Annotated in this window: 16 protein-coding genes; 6 read left to right on the plus strand and 10 right to left on the minus strand. The window is 72.2% G+C overall.

All coding sequences use genetic code 11. From position 1 onward, the window contains the following. Positions 1-14: 14 nt before the first annotated feature. Entirely contained in the window at positions 15-686 is a 672-nt protein-coding gene (locus tag H7A72_RS00570; protein WP_185221281.1) for a peptidylprolyl isomerase, read from the minus strand. A gap of 39 nt (positions 687-725) precedes the next feature. On the opposite strand from H7A72_RS00570, the gene H7A72_RS00575 reads away from it, so the two are divergent. Together H7A72_RS00575 and H7A72_RS00580 are read left to right on the plus strand one after the other, a co-directional pair. Further along, positions 726-1646, plus strand: a complete 921-nt coding sequence (locus H7A72_RS00575; protein ID WP_185221282.1) for a nitronate monooxygenase family protein — start codon at positions 726-728, stop codon at positions 1644-1646. A 31-nt stretch (positions 1647-1677) separates the two neighbouring features. Next, on the plus strand, positions 1678-3162 hold the full coding sequence (locus tag H7A72_RS00580; RefSeq protein WP_185221283.1) for a hypothetical protein: 1485 nt from the start codon (positions 1678-1680) through the stop codon (positions 3160-3162). Between the two features lie 146 nt (positions 3163-3308). Here H7A72_RS00580 and H7A72_RS00585 read toward each other — a convergent pair whose 3' ends face one another. The 3 genes from H7A72_RS00585 to H7A72_RS00595 form a co-directional block, all read right to left on the minus strand. After that, entirely contained in the window at positions 3309-3950 is a 642-nt protein-coding gene (locus H7A72_RS00585) for an FMN reductase (protein ID WP_185221284.1), read from the minus strand. Further along, a complete protein-coding gene (locus H7A72_RS00590) occupies positions 3947-5110 on the minus strand; it encodes an LLM class flavin-dependent oxidoreductase (protein ID WP_084450839.1) in 1164 nt (387 codons plus the stop codon). The genes H7A72_RS00585 and H7A72_RS00590 overlap by 4 nt, the downstream gene beginning before the upstream one ends. A gap of 169 nt (positions 5111-5279) precedes the next feature. Further along, complete coding sequence (locus H7A72_RS00595) at positions 5280-6239, minus strand: 5,10-methylenetetrahydrofolate reductase (RefSeq protein ID WP_223277711.1); 960 nt, start codon at positions 6237-6239, stop codon at positions 5280-5282. 80 nt (positions 6240-6319) lie between these two features. Here H7A72_RS00595 and H7A72_RS00600 point away from each other — a divergent pair, with 80 nt between their 5' ends. Continuing rightward, positions 6320-7078 (plus strand): SDR family NAD(P)-dependent oxidoreductase, encoded by a 759-nt coding sequence (locus H7A72_RS00600; protein ID WP_185221285.1) that lies wholly within the window; start codon positions 6320-6322, stop codon positions 7076-7078. Positions 7079-7211: 133 nt separating this feature from the next. On the opposite strand, the gene H7A72_RS00605 is transcribed toward H7A72_RS00600, so the two are convergent. Both H7A72_RS00605 and H7A72_RS00610 read right to left on the minus strand, forming a co-directional pair. Next, positions 7212-7679, minus strand: coding sequence for an aminoacyl-tRNA deacylase (locus H7A72_RS00605; protein WP_084450835.1), 468 nt, complete (start codon positions 7677-7679; stop codon positions 7212-7214). Positions 7680-7689: 10 nt separating this feature from the next. After that, the gene (locus tag H7A72_RS00610; RefSeq protein ID WP_084450834.1) at positions 7690-8082 is read right to left on the minus strand and encodes a hypothetical protein; all 393 of its coding nucleotides are present in this window, start codon (positions 8080-8082) and stop codon (positions 7690-7692) included. Between the two features lie 74 nt (positions 8083-8156). On the opposite strand from H7A72_RS00610, the gene H7A72_RS00615 reads away from it, so the two are divergent. Next, positions 8157-8663 carry a DUF4395 domain-containing protein gene (locus tag H7A72_RS00615; RefSeq protein WP_185221286.1) on the plus strand — a complete coding sequence of 169 codons (507 nt, stop codon included), beginning with the start codon at positions 8157-8159 and terminating at the stop codon, positions 8661-8663. 87 nt (positions 8664-8750) lie between these two features. On the opposite strand, the gene H7A72_RS00620 is transcribed toward H7A72_RS00615, so the two are convergent. Both H7A72_RS00620 and H7A72_RS00625 read right to left on the minus strand, forming a co-directional pair. Further along, positions 8751-9500: an enoyl-CoA hydratase/isomerase family protein gene (locus tag H7A72_RS00620; protein ID WP_185221287.1), complete on the minus strand. Its 750-nt coding sequence runs from the start codon at positions 9498-9500 to the stop codon at positions 8751-8753. Next, on the minus strand, positions 9500-10678 hold the full coding sequence (locus H7A72_RS00625) for a thiolase family protein (protein ID WP_223277712.1): 1179 nt from the start codon (positions 10676-10678) through the stop codon (positions 9500-9502). Before H7A72_RS00625 ends, H7A72_RS00620 begins: the two co-directional genes overlap by 1 nt. A 134-nt stretch (positions 10679-10812) precedes the next feature. On the opposite strand from H7A72_RS00625, the gene H7A72_RS00630 reads away from it, so the two are divergent. Next, a complete protein-coding gene (locus H7A72_RS00630; RefSeq protein WP_185221288.1) occupies positions 10813-11127 on the plus strand; it encodes a hypothetical protein in 315 nt (104 codons plus the stop codon). Between the two features lie 12 nt (positions 11128-11139). Further along, on the plus strand, positions 11140-11991 hold the full coding sequence (locus H7A72_RS00635; RefSeq protein ID WP_185221289.1) for an SDR family oxidoreductase: 852 nt from the start codon (positions 11140-11142) through the stop codon (positions 11989-11991). 56 nt (positions 11992-12047) lie between these two features. On the opposite strand, the gene H7A72_RS00640 is transcribed toward H7A72_RS00635, so the two are convergent. Next, positions 12048-12557 carry a GyrI-like domain-containing protein gene (locus tag H7A72_RS00640; RefSeq protein WP_185221290.1) on the minus strand — a complete coding sequence of 170 codons (510 nt, stop codon included), beginning with the start codon at positions 12555-12557 and terminating at the stop codon, positions 12048-12050. Next, positions 12554-12730, minus strand: coding sequence for a hypothetical protein (locus H7A72_RS00645; RefSeq protein ID WP_185221291.1), 177 nt, complete (start codon positions 12728-12730; stop codon positions 12554-12556). The genes H7A72_RS00640 and H7A72_RS00645 overlap by 4 nt, the downstream gene beginning before the upstream one ends. Between the last annotated feature and the right edge of the window lie 20 nt (positions 12731-12750).

The raw sequence follows: 12750 nt of genomic DNA on the forward strand, positions 1-12750 counted from the left end.
CCTCGGCCCGGGGCCTACTTCTCCGCGATCGTCACGCTCTCGATGGTGTGCACCTTGGCGGGGGCGCCGTCGTCGGCGGACCCGTCGGCCTCGATCTTCTCCACGGCGTCCATCCCCTGCGTCACCTTGCCGAAGAGGCTGTAGCTCGGCGGCAGCTGCACGCCCGCGTCGCCGGTGATGATGAAGAACTGCGAGCCATTGGTGTTGGCACCCGCATTGGCCATGGCGACCGACCCGATCTCGTAGTCGCCCTGCTCCGGCAGCTCGTCGTCGAACTCGTAGCCCGGCCCGCCGCTGCCGTCGCCCGAGGGGTCGCCGCCCTGCGCCATGAAGTCCTTGATGACCCGGTGGAAGGTCAGCCCGTCGTAGTACTTGTAGCGCGAGAGCACGACGAAGTTGTTGACCGTCTTCGGCGCCTGCTTCGCGTCGAGCTCGATCGTCACCTCGCCGGCGTCGGTCGTCATTGTCGCCGTGTAGGTCTTCGCCTCGTCGATGCACATCGGCGGCGCCTGCTCGAAGCTCGTGGCCCGCACCTCGGCGCCGCCCTCCGGCGGGCACTCGGTCTCGCCGCTGATCGCCGTGGTTTCGGCACCGGACGACCCGTCGTCGCCGGACCCGTCGTCGGAGCCGCACCCGGCGAGGGCGAGCGCGGCGGAGGCGGCGAGGGCGGCGGCGCGTCGGGTCATGGGCCGGAGTCTAGGAGTGCACGGAGCATGATGAGGGACATGATCGCCATCACCGACCTGCTCGGCACGACCCACCCGATCATCAGCGCCCCCATGGCCGGCGTCGCCGGCGGCCGCCTCGCGCACGCCGTCTCCGCGGCGGGCGGGCTCGGAATGATCGGCGCCCGCGGCACCTCGTCGCCGGAGTGGATCGCCGAGCAGGCGGCGATCGCGGGAGAGGGGGCCACCCCCTTCGGCATCGGGCTCATGGCGTGGGTGCCGCAGCTCGACGAGCAGATCGACGCGATCACCTCGCTCACCGGCCTGTCGCGGCCCAAGCTCGTGTCGGTCTCCTTCGGCGACCTCGTCGAACCCGTCCGGCGCCTGCACGAGTGGGGCCTGCTCGTCGCCTGCCAGGTCGGCAACGCGGCCGATCTCGAGCAGGCGATCGAGGCGCGCGCCGACATCATTGTCGCCCGCGGTGGCGAAGGGGGCGGACACGGCCGTGACGAGGTGGCCACCGACGACCTGCTCGCGATGGCGCTGGCCGCGACCGAACGCCCGGTGCTCGCTGCCGGCGGCATCACGACCGCCGCCGACGTCGCCCGCGTCATGGGTGCCGGCGCTGCCGGCGTGTGGTGCGGCACCCCCTTCCTCACCTGCGTCGAGGCGGACAACACCCCCGCAGCCAGGGCCGCGCTCGTTGCCGCCGACGCCACCCGCTACTCGCGCGTGCACGACGTCGCGCAGGGCCTCGCGTGGCCACGGGAGTTCGGCGGGCGGGCGGTGGACACTCCCTTCGTCCAGCGGTGGGCCGGTGACGAGGACGCGATGACGGACGCCGCCCGCGCCGAGCACGCCGACGGCCGGGAGCGCGGCGACACCGGTTACACCCCGCTCTACGCCGGGGTGGGTGTCGACCGGCTCACCGCCGAGACCGACGCAGCGAGCGTCGTGCGGTCCCTCGTGGACGGCATTTGATCTGACGTGATCGCCGTCACAGGATGAGGGCATGAGCGACGAGACCAGCGCGGGTGTGCACTTCCCGGCCGACGACCGGGGCAAGCGGTCGACGACCACGACGACGAAGGGGGTCCTCGCGGACTCGGTGCGCGCCGTCGACCCCGCGCTCGCCGAGCGCATCGACGGCGCCCGCGAGTGGCGCACCGACTACGTCGACCTCGTCCACGACGTCACCGCCGCCAGCGCCCGCTCGCCCGAGGCCGCGAGCCGGATCGCCGCCGACGGGCTCGCCTCGATGCGCCGAAGGATGGTCCTCGTCGACGACGCCGGCAGCGAGGTGCCCCTCGACGAGGCGCACGCGGAGATGCCCACCGGGGCGGCCCCCTTCGGCACCGAGAGCGTCCGCGGCACGGCCGAGCCGGTCACCGAGCTGCGCGTCCCCGTCGGCGGTCGCGAGCTCGCCGGCGAGGAGCTGCGCGGTCAGCTCGGGGCCTGGGTCGACGCCGGGCTCGTGGAGCCCTCCTTCGCCGAGGCGGTCGGTGAGGTCATCGACCACCCGGAGTGGCTCGCCCTGCCCGGACACCGCGCGCTGCTCGTCGGGGCCGGCGCCGAGATGGGGCCGCTCGAGACGCTGCTGTCGTGGGGCGCCGACGTGCTCGCCATCGACCTGCCGCGCAGCCGTGCTTGGCGCTACAAGAAGGGTCTCGCCAGTCGAGGTGCCGGCACCCTGACCTTCCCCGTCGACGCCGCGGGCGACTCCGGCGCCGACGTCGTCCACCAGCCCGGCCAGGTCCTGGAGTGGGTGCGCCGGGTGCGCGGCGACGAGCCGCTGGCCGTCGGCATGCACGCCTACGCCGACTCGGGGGTGCACGTGCGGGTGAGCGCCGCGATGGACCTGCTCATGGGCGAGCTGACCGACGACGACGCGCGGACCGCGCTCGCCTGGCTGGCGACGCCGACCGATGCCTTCGTCGTGCCGCCGGAGGTCGTCGAGGAGTCCCGGCGCCGTTGGGCCGCACGGGGATTCGCGCTCAAGGGGGTGCAGGCGCCGGCCCGCGCACTGGGCCGCGGGCGGCTCTTCGCCCCGGCCTACCGCGATGCCCGCGCGGGGGAGTCCGGCATCGCCGACGTCCTCGTGCCGCAGCAGGGCCCCAACTACGCGGTGGCCAAGCGGCTGCAGCGCTGGCGGGGCGTTGCGGGCGAGGGCGCCGGCCAGACCGTCTCCTTCAACGTCGCGCCCGCGACGTGGACCCGCTCGGTGACCAAGAACCCCGTGCTCGGCGCGGCCTACGGCGGCGCCCACCACTTCGGGGTCGAGGTCTTCCGCCCCGAGACGGTGCGCCCGCTCATGGCGGCGCTGCTCGTGCGCGACCTCGTGCGGGAGACCCCGCAGCGGGCGCACCCGGAGGAGCTCTTCAGCGAGGCCGCGGCCCACGGTGGTCTGTGGCGCGTGGGCTACGAGCCCAAGACCGCGCTCGGGGTCGCCGCCGTGGCCGGACTGCCCGGCTCCCTTCGTCGGCGGCTGCGGGGGTGAGGGGTGCCCCCTTCGCCTCATGATTTACGGGTGACCCGAGAATCTGCCCCTTCGCAAGAGTTTGAAACCCTGGCGAAGGGGCAGTTTTCCGGGTGACCCGATATTCGTGTGGCGCGTGAGGTGACCGCCAGCCGGACGAAGGGGGATCAGCTCCCGTCGTGCCCGCGCAGCAGCTGGCTGAAGTCGGTCACCGGGCCCAGCGTGCCGCTCGCCTCGTCACCCGTGGGCGCGAAGCCGGCGACGCCGGTGCGCTCGGCGACGACCAGGGCGGCGAGCTCGCCCGCCGCGCGGTGCACGCGCCGCTCGAGGTCGGTTTCGCCACCGAAGTCTTCGGTGGCGGCGAAGACCGCGGTCGGCACGACGACCGCGCGCAGGTAGGCGAAGAGCGGGCGCATCGCGTGCTCGAGCACGAGGCTGTGCCGGGGCGTGCCGGCGGTGGCCGCGATGAGCACCGGCTTGCCGATGAGCGCGTCCTTGTCGAGCAGGTCGACGAAGGTCTTGAAGAGGCCGGAGTAGCTCGCGGTGAAGACGGGCGTGACGGCGATCAAGCCGTCGGCGGCGACGACCTTGGCCTGGACGGTCTCCAGGCCGGGCGTCGGCCGGTTGCCCGAGACCATTGTCTGGGCCATCTCGACGGCCAGCTCGCGCAGCTCGACGAACTCGACGTCGACCGACTCGCCGCGCCCGCCCACGGCAGCGCGCGTGGCGTCGGCGAGCTGGTCGGCGAGCAGCCGGGTGCTCGAGGGCGACGACAGCCCAGCGGTGATGACGACGACGGACCTGCTCATCGGGTGGCGACCTCCTCGCGCTGCGCTGCCGCCTCCTGCTCGGCGATGGCGACTGGGCTGGTGACGACCTTACGGTGCGGGCTGTCGGGCCCCTCCGCCGCCAGCGACGCGTGGGTCGGCGGCTCGCTCGGCACGCCCTCGGGACGACGTGCCTCGAACTCCCTTCGCAGCACCGGCACGACCTCGCGACCGAGGATCTCGACCTGCTCGAGGGCCATCTCGAGCGGCAAGCCGGCGTGGTCCATGAGGAAGAGCTGGCGCTGGTAGTCACCGACGTGGTCGGCGAAGGAGAGGGTGCGCTCGATGACCATCTCGGGCGTGCCGACGGTCAGCGGCGTCTGGCGGGTGAAGTCCTCGAGCGAGGGCCCGTGCCCGTAGACCGGCGCGTTGTCGAAGTAGGGCCGGAAGATCCGCTTGGCCTCGGCCTCGCTGTCGGCCATGAAGGCCTGTCCGCCGAGCCCGACGATCGCCTGGCTTGCGTCGCCGTGGCCGTAGCGCTCGAAGCGCTGCCGGTAGAGGCCGACCATCTGGGCGGTGTGCTCGATGTTCCAGAAGATGTTGTTGTGGAAGAACCCGTCGCCGTAGAAGGCGGCCTGCTCGGCGATCTCGGTGGACCGGATCGAGCCGTGCCAGACGAAGGGGGCGACGCCGTCCAGTGGCGCAGGGGTGGCGGTGAAGCCCTGCAACGGCGTGCGGAACTGGCCCTTCCAGGTGACGTTCTGCTCGCGCCACAGGCGGCGGAGCAGGTGGTAGTTCTCGATCGCCAGCGGGATGCCCTGGCGGATGTCCTTGCCGAACCACGGGTAGACCGGGCCGGTGTTGCCGCGGCCCATCATCAGGTCGACGCGCCCGCCCGACAGGTGCTGGAGGAAGGCGTAGTCCTCGGCGATGCGCACCGGGTCGGTCGTCGTGATGAGGGTCGTCGCGGTCGAGAGCTTGAGGTGCTCGGTCTTGGCGGCGATGTAGGCGAGGTGGGTCGTCGGCGCGGAGGGGACGAAGGGCGGGTTGTGGTGCTCACCCGTGGCGAAGACGTCGAGCCCGACCTCCTCGGCCTTGAGCGCGATCTGGGTCATCGCGTTGATCCGCTCGCCCTCGCTCGGCGTGCGGCCGGTCGTGGGGTCCATCGTCACGTCGCCGACGGAGAAGAGTCCGAACTGCATTGCCGCCTCCATTTTGTTGAATCCTCAACTATTCTAGCGGCAGGGGGTGACGATGCATTCCCGTAGGCCCCGAGATTTCCGGGTGACCCGAGAAACTGCCCCTTCGCAAGGGTTTGAAACCCTTGCGAAGGGGCAGTTTCTCTTGCTCAGTTGCCGTCCGGGCCCTCGGTCAGTCCCGTTCGAGCAGGGCCGCGACCTCGTGGGTCAGCTCCTCGGCGGCCTCGATCTCGACCCGTCGGCTGGAGACGGACTCGATGTTGAAGCCGAAGGGGATGCCGAGGTAGCGGCAGAAGTCGGTGAGCTCGCGGGCCGCGTTGAGCGAGTGCTGGCGGGACCACTTCAGCGGGTCGTCGGCGTGGACGATCTCGTTGCGCACCCAGCTGGGCACGCGCACGCCGAGCCACTCGAGGAAGCTCAGCGTCTTGTCCGACCCGCACAGCGACAGCGTGAAGATCAGCGGCGCCGGGTCGAGCTCGTCCTCGACGACGGCATAGCGGTAGTCGGAGGCGAGGTTCTTGGCCGCGCCGATGTCGTAGACGATCTGGCTGATGAAGAAGCCGGCGCCCCCGTGCTGCTTGCGCAGGAGGCGCTCGTGCTCGTCGCCGCGACTCGAGTGGCGCTCGGGGATCGTCACGCCACCCAGGGGCAGGCTCGGCCGCACCTCGCGGTGCAGCTCCAGCGCCCGCGGCAGCGTCGTGCTCACCTCGGCATCGCTGCTCGAGCTGCCGACGAAGACGGTGAGGACGTTGTCGGGTGCGGCGGCGAGCCACTCCGTGAGCTCGTCCTCGCGGTACTTGCCGACGGCCCGGTAGACGATCGCCGGCCGGTCCCAGCCCGCGAGCTGGCGGTCGAGGTAGTCGCCCGGGTCGAGCATCGAGGCGAAGGGGAAGGGGCGGGGGGCGGCGTTGCGGTCGGCCTCGTCGGTGATGTCGTAGAGGACGAGGGCGTCGACCGGCAGGGCCTCGACGCGGGCGAGGGTCCGCGCGGCGATCTCGCTGATCCGATCGGGCGCGGTCTCGGCGCGGGGTGGGGTGATGCCGAAGAGCAGGACCTCGCGCGGGTTGCGCACCGCGGCGGGGAAGTCGCCGGGGGAAGGGGCCTTGGATTCCTCCGGAGGGAGCTCGCTCATGCGGGCACCGTAACCGGCGATCGGCCACTGGCTAGGCTCGGCCCGACACCCGGACACCGTCCCCCTTCGAGGAGAGCACCGTGCAGATCACCGACACCGCCGCCATCGTCACCGGAGGAGCCTCGGGCCTCGGCGCCGCGACCGCCGCAGCGCTCGCCGCGGGCGGCGCGCGGGTCTTCGCCTTCGACCTGCCGGCCGCCATCGAGGGCGCCCCGCAGGTCGACGGCATCGAGTACGTCGCCGTCGATGTCACCGACCCCGAGCAGGTCCAGGCCGCGGTCGACACCGCCGCCGGTGCCGGCGTCCCGCTGCGCACGGTCGTCAACTGCGCCGGCATCGGCCCGTCGATGCGCATCCTCGGCAAGAAGGGTCCGCACGACCTCGGCCTCTACGCCAAGATCATCCAGGTCAACCTCATCGGCTCCTTCAACGTGCTGACCCTCGCCGCCGAGAAGATCTCCCAGACCGAGGCCCTCGAGCACGGCGCCCGCGGCGTCATCATCAACACCGCCTCGATCGCCGCCTACGACGGCCAGATCGGCCAGGCCGCCTACTCCTCGAGCAAGGGCGGCATCGTCGGCCTCACCCTGCCCGCCGCCCGCGACCTCGCGCAGCACGGCATCCGGGTCATGACCATCGCCCCCGGCATCGTCGAGACCCCGATGCTCGCGACCGTCTCCGAGGAGTTCCGCGAGGGCCTGGCCAAGGGAGTTCCCTTCCCGCAGCGCCTCGCCCGCCCCGAGGAGTACGCCCAGCTCGCGCTGTCGATCATCGACCACGACTACCTCAACGGTGAGGTCATCCGCATGGACGGCTCGCTGCGCATGGCTCCTCGCTGAGTGTCGGTCCCCCTCGGCAGCGACTCCTCGCTTGCGTCCGCTCCGCGAGGCCGTCACGTCAGGCCGGTCCTCAGTGAAATACACGGCGCGTGATCGCTCACGCGCTGTGTATTTCACCCGCAGGGGGCGCGCGTCAGGCGGGGTCGGTGACGTCGGCGACGGTGGCGTCGAGGTGGGCGAGCATGGCGTCGGCGTCGAGGGTGGCGGCGACGCTGTGGGCGCCGGCGCCGATCGAGACGGTGCGGCCGGCGACGGTCTCGTCGGCGACGACGGGCAGGGCCCGCAGCGAGCCGAAGGGGGTGATCGTCCCCCGCTCGTAGCCGGTCACCTCGCGGGCGATCTCCTTGTCGGGCAAGGAGATTCGGTTGACCGACAGCAGCGCCCGCAGCTTGGGCCAGGAGATCTGCCGGTCGCCCGGGACGAGGACGAAGAGGTGGTCGCCCTCCCCCCTTCGCACGACGAGGGTCTTGATGATGTCGCGCGGCTCGACCCCGCGGGCCGCGGCCGCCTCCTCGAGGGAGCGGACCCTGCCGTGCCGGGTGATCGTGTGCTCGATGCCGCTGTCGACCAGGGCCTGTGCCGCTCGGGTGCCACCGTCCATGGTCAGCAGCCTACGGCCGCCCGAGTCGCGCTCTCAGGCGCTGGCTCAGCTCGACGTCGTGCTGGAGCCGGCTGAGCTCGGTGGCGCGAGCAGCCACTCCCTGCGTCCGCAGGTGCTCCGCCAGGGACTCCCAGTGGGCCTGTGCCATGTCGTCAGCCGTGAGGTCTTCGTCGGGCTCGTCCGGGCCGACCACGGTCACAGCCGTCTCGGCGATCTCCTCGACGGTCGTGTGCTGCCAGAGGTCGTCGGGGCCCTGGGTGGTCCAGCCACGGTCGGTGAGCAGGACCCGCCGGGTGCCGTCGTCGAGGACGGCCAGGTGGAGCGCGGACACGGACATCGACCGGGGGCCGTTGGTGCCACCGTCGAGGTCGACGACGGTCAGCAAGCGAGTCACGGAGTCCATGACGGTTCATCCTGCCAGCACGCACACATCACATGACGTTATGAATACCCAAACGCAGGCTTATGATTGGACGCATGGCCTTCTTCACCTTCCCCAACCCGGTCAACGACAAGGCGGCGCGCACGGTCGCCACCGGTGTCGTCGCGATCAGCGTGCTGACGCTCGTGACCGGCTGGTGGTGGCTGCTCGTGCCGCTCGCGCTGGGCTTCCTCGGTCGGGTCCTCGCCGGGCCCCGGCTCAGCCCCCTCGGCTGGCTGGCGATGCGGGTCGTCGCGCCGCGCCTCGGCGAGCCGGTGCTCACCCCGGGGCCGCCGAAGCGCTTCGCCCAGGGCATCGGCCTGGCCTTCTCGACGACCGCAGCGGTCCTCGCCCTCGGTCTCGGCCTGCAGACCGCCGCGGGGATCATGCTCGGCGTGCTCGTCGTCTTCGCGACCCTCGAGGCGGCGCTCGGCTTCTGCGCCGGCTGCTGGGCCTTCGGTCACCTCATGCGCCTGGGCGTCATCCCCGAGGAGACCTGCGAGGCCTGCGCCGACATCACCCGTCGCCGCCCGGCTGTCGAGGAGCCGGTGACGACGGCCTGAGTTGCCTCCCCCCTCCTTCGAAGAAGAAGCGCCCGGAGATCCGGGCGCTTCTTCTTCGACTCAGGGGCGTGATGCCCCCTTCGGCCGTCAGCGCCCGAGGAAGGCGTCGAAGAGCGCCTGCGTCTCGGTCAGTGACGCCCGGGCGCGGATCGTCTCCGCCTCGTCCCGACCGCTCTCCTCACGAGAGCGAAGGGAGCCAGCGCGCAGCAGCCGTCGGGTCTGGCCGTAGGCGCCGGCCGGTCCGGCGGCCCAGGTGGCCGCGAGCTCACGGGCCCGGGCGAGCGGGTCGGCGGCGACCTCGGCGACCAGGCCCTGGTCCCGGGCCTCGTCGGCCGACAGCGGCTGGTCGCGCAGCGCGAAGGCGAGCGCCCGCTGCCGCCCCATCGCCAGCGGCAGCAGGGTCGAGGTGCCGCAGTCGGGGTTGAGCCCGATCTTCGGGTAGGCGACGACGAACTTCGTGCCCTCGTCCGCGATGACGACGTCTCCGGCGAGCATGATGCCCAGCCCGGCGCCGGCGACGGCTCCGTGGACGGCGACGGCCACCGGCTTGGCGAGCGCCTCGAGCGCGGCCACGGCCGCGTCCCCGGCGACGGCGAGCTCGTAGAGGTCCGCGGCGGTGTCCTGCGAGTCGGCGAAGGAGGCGATGTCGCCGCCCCCGCAGAAGCGCTTGCCGGCACCGCTGAGGACGACGGCGCGCACCCCTTCGTCCTCGGCAGCCCGCTCGGCGGCCTCGCGCAGGCCGACGCCGAGCGCGAGGTCGAGGGCATTGGCCGACTCCGGTCGGTTGAGCTCGATGTGGGCGACCCCGTCGGCGAAGGTGTACTCGACGGCCGCCATCAGATCCGCCGGAACATCGCGGCGAGGGCCTGACCGCCACCGATGCACATCGTCACGATGCCGAGCTCGAGGTCGCGGCGGACCATGTCCTTGGCCAGGCGCAGGGTGAGGATCGCGCCGGTCGCACCGACCGGGTGACCCAGGGCGATCGCGCCGCCATAGGGGTTGACCCGAGCGGGGTCGAGCTCGGTGGCGCGGATGACCGCCACGGCCTGCGAGGCGAAGGCCTCGTTGAGCTCGATCGACCCGATGTCGGAGGGCGTCGTGCCGGTCTTGTCGAAGAGGGCCCGCAGCGCGTGCGTCGGTGCGTAGCCCATGAGCTCCGGCTCCATCGCGGCGGTGGCGACGGCCTCGAGGCTGACGAGACCGGTGAGGCCGCGCTCGGCGACGGCGGACTCGCGGCCGAGGACGACCGAGGCGGCGCCGTCGTTGATGCCGGAGGCATTGCCGGCGGTGACCGTGCCGTCCTTGGCGAAGGCCGGGCGCAGCTTGGCCAGGGTCTCGAGCGTGGTGTCGGGCTTGGGGTGCTCGTCCTTGTCGGCGGTGAAGGGCTTGCGGCCACCGACCTCGAAGGGGGTGATCTCCTCGGCGAAGGCCGCCTGCGCCTCGGGGGTGGCGGCGCGGCGCTGCGACTCGAGGGCGAACTCGTCCTGCTCCTCGCGGGAGACGCCGTACTTCTTCGCGACGTTCTCCGCCGTGACGCCCATGTGGATGTCGTGGAAGGGGTCGGTGAGCATGAGGACGGTGCCGTCCTGCAGCTGGCGGTTGCCGAGCTTGTAGCCGCTGCGGGCACCGAAGTCGTAGAAGGGCATCCGGGTCATCGACTCGTCGCCGCCGGCGAGGGTGAAGTCGAGGTCGTTCCACCGCATCTCCATCGCGGCGGACCAGATCGCCTGCAGGCCCGAGCCGCACAGGCGGTTGACCGTGTAGGCCGGGACATTGGTCGGCAGGCCGGCGGTCACGGCGACGCGACGCGCGTTGTAGGCGTCGGGGCCGACCTGGCCGATGCAGCCCATGACGACCTCGGAGATGTCCTCACCGGCGACGCCGGCACGCTGCAGCGCCACCCGGCTGGCCTCGGCGCCGAGCTCGAAGCCCGGGGTGTCCTTGAACATCCCGCCGAAGCTTCCGGTCGGGGTACGGGCGCCGTCGACGACGACGATCTTCTCGGTGCTCATCAGCTGCTCCGTGGTCGGTGGGTGCGTTCGGGGGTCAGCATCCCACCACCTCCTCGTAGTCCCTGAGTGGGTCCCACGTTCCGCGTGGGCGGTCGCCCCGCGACCGTCTCGAAGGGCGGTCGTAGCCTGTACGTATGGCACTTCGCAGCGCAGAGAGCGTCCAGACCGCCCCCGTCGCCGCCCTCGGGCTGATCGGCGGCTACCTCACCGCCCGCGAGAGCGGCATCCGTCCGCTCGGCGGGGTCGTCCTCGGCGCCGCGGGCCTCTTCGCCGGTCGCAGCTGGCTGGCGAAGACCGACCCGGCGACGACCGCCGCTCTCTCGGCGATCTACCTCGGCGGTTTCGGCGCCTCCCACCCGCTGGCCAAGAAGGTCGGTGCCTGGCCGGCCGTCCTCGGCGTCGCTGCCGCGTCGGCCGCCGCGTCCTACGCCCTGTCCGACCGCCGCTAGCCGGGGGTTGAGGTGCGACGAAGGAGCCTCGAAACCGCCCTCACCGGCGCCACCGGCCGTATCGGCGGCCGCGTGGCCGCACGCCTCGCGACGAAGGGGGTCCCCCTTCGCCTACTCGTCCGCGACCCCGACCGGGCACCGGACCTGCCGGGGGCGACGCCGGTCGTGGCCCCCTTCGCCGATGGTGATGCGGTCCGCGCGGCCCTCGCGGGGGTCGAGACGGCCTTCATGGTCTCGGCCTCGGAGGCGGCCGACCGGGTCCAGCAGCACGTGACCTTCGTCGAGGCGGCCGCGGCCGCCGGGGTGCGACACCTGGTCTACCTGTCCTTCCAGGGGGCGAGCCCGGAGTCGACCTTCACCTTCGCCCGCGACCACGCGGTCACCGAGGAGGCGATCCGGGCCTCGGGGATGGCGTGGACCTTCCTGCGGGACAGCTTCTACGCCGACTTCATGCCGGGGCTCGTCGGTGACGACGGGGTGATCCGCGGCCCGGGAGGGGACGGCCGGGTGGCCGTCGTCGCCCAGGACGACATCGCCGATGCGGCTGCCGCAGTGCTCCTCGACCCGGCAGCACATGCAGGGCGCACCTACACGCTGACCGGACCGGCAGCCTTGTCCTTCAACGAGATCGCGGCGATCGTCGGCGAGTCGAGCGGGCGCGACGTGCGCTATGTCGACGAGACGCTCGATGAGGCTCGGGCCTCACGTGCCGGCTACGGCGCTCCCGACTGGGAGGTCGCCGGCTGGATCTCGACCTACACGGCGGTCGCCGCCGGCGAGCACGCCGCGGTCACCGGCGACGTCGAGGCGCTCACGGGGCACCCGGCGACGCCGCTGCGCGAGGTGCTCGCCCCCGCTGGCTGAGGTGCGACGGCCTCCCCGCTGGCTGAGGTGCGACGCAGAAGCCTCGCAGCCCAGGCTCAGGCGCCGTAGGGAACCACCAAGTCGGTGCGCAGCGTGCTCGGGTCCATGTCGGGCGAGGGCTCGGTGACGTAGACCTCCCAGAAGGGCAGCCCCGGCTGACGCCCGTCGGAGGCGACTCGCTGCATGAGGTCACCCCATGCCCCGCCGAGCCCGTCGTAGCCGCCGAGGTGCGAGATCGTCGCGACCTCGGCCGCCGGCAGCTGTGACGGGACGAAGGTGATGCCGCCCGCCTCGAGCTCCCCGTCGAGCGGCGCGGCCACGGGCATGCCGACCTCGAAGGTCATCGTCGCCCCCGGCATGCGGTGGTGCAGCGAGAAGGCCGGGCCGGCGATCTCGATGCCCTGCTCGGCCAGGGCCGGCACGAGGGCGGTGAAGGTCTCGTCAAAGATCGCCGGCATCCCGTCGGGCGCGACGTCCTTGGCCAGGCGCACGACGGTCGGCACGTGCGGGCTCGACAGGTAGGTGACGGCGGTGTGGGGCGGGGCGAAATAGCTCGGCTGGCTCATGGGTCCCTCCTGGGGCCGCGGTTGTTGATCATGCCCACGGCCACCCAAGCGGCCGCGACGAGGATGCCTCCCCCGACCGGGTACCACCGTGGCACCTCGTCGAAGAAGGCGAAGCCGAGGCCGAAGGCCATGGTGATGATGACCGCGATGAGCGCGGGTGTGCGTGTCCCCATGCGGTGAGTCTGCCGGGGGA

This window comes from Janibacter sp. YB324 (assembly GCF_014217915.1).
GTDB lineage: Bacteria > Actinomycetota > Actinomycetes > Actinomycetales > Dermatophilaceae > Janibacter > Janibacter indicus.

Excerpts from the sequence above, each read along its gene's own strand:
- H7A72_RS00570 (WP_185221281.1), bottom strand. The coding sequence starts at position 686 with ATGACCCGACGCGCCGCCGCCCTCGCCGCCTCCGCCGCGCTCGCCCTC.
- H7A72_RS00575 (WP_185221282.1), top strand. The coding sequence starts at position 726 with ATGATCGCCATCACCGACCTGCTCGGCACGACCCACCCGATCATCAGC.
- H7A72_RS00580 (WP_185221283.1), top strand. The coding sequence starts at position 1,678 with ATGAGCGACGAGACCAGCGCGGGTGTGCACTTCCCGGCCGACGACCGG.
- H7A72_RS00585 (WP_185221284.1), bottom strand. The coding sequence starts at position 3,950 with ATGAGCAGGTCCGTCGTCGTCATCACCGCTGGGCTGTCGTCGCCCTCG.
- H7A72_RS00590 (WP_084450839.1), bottom strand. The coding sequence starts at position 5,110 with ATGCAGTTCGGACTCTTCTCCGTCGGCGACGTGACGATGGACCCCACG.
- H7A72_RS00595 (WP_223277711.1), bottom strand. The coding sequence starts at position 6,239 with ATGAGCGAGCTCCCTCCGGAGGAATCCAAGGCCCCTTCCCCCGGCGAC.
- H7A72_RS00605 (WP_084450835.1), bottom strand. The coding sequence starts at position 7,679 with ATGGACGGTGGCACCCGAGCGGCACAGGCCCTGGTCGACAGCGGCATC.
- H7A72_RS00610 (WP_084450834.1), bottom strand. The coding sequence starts at position 8,082 with ATGGACTCCGTGACTCGCTTGCTGACCGTCGTCGACCTCGACGGTGGC.
- H7A72_RS00615 (WP_185221286.1), top strand. The coding sequence starts at position 8,157 with ATGGCCTTCTTCACCTTCCCCAACCCGGTCAACGACAAGGCGGCGCGC.
- H7A72_RS00620 (WP_185221287.1), bottom strand. The coding sequence starts at position 9,500 with ATGGCGGCCGTCGAGTACACCTTCGCCGACGGGGTCGCCCACATCGAG.
- H7A72_RS00625 (WP_223277712.1), bottom strand. The coding sequence starts at position 10,678 with ATGAGCACCGAGAAGATCGTCGTCGTCGACGGCGCCCGTACCCCGACC.
- H7A72_RS00630 (WP_185221288.1), top strand. The coding sequence starts at position 10,813 with ATGGCACTTCGCAGCGCAGAGAGCGTCCAGACCGCCCCCGTCGCCGCC.
- H7A72_RS00640 (WP_185221290.1), bottom strand. The coding sequence starts at position 12,557 with ATGAGCCAGCCGAGCTATTTCGCCCCGCCCCACACCGCCGTCACCTAC.
- H7A72_RS00645 (WP_185221291.1), bottom strand. The coding sequence starts at position 12,730 with ATGGGGACACGCACACCCGCGCTCATCGCGGTCATCATCACCATGGCC.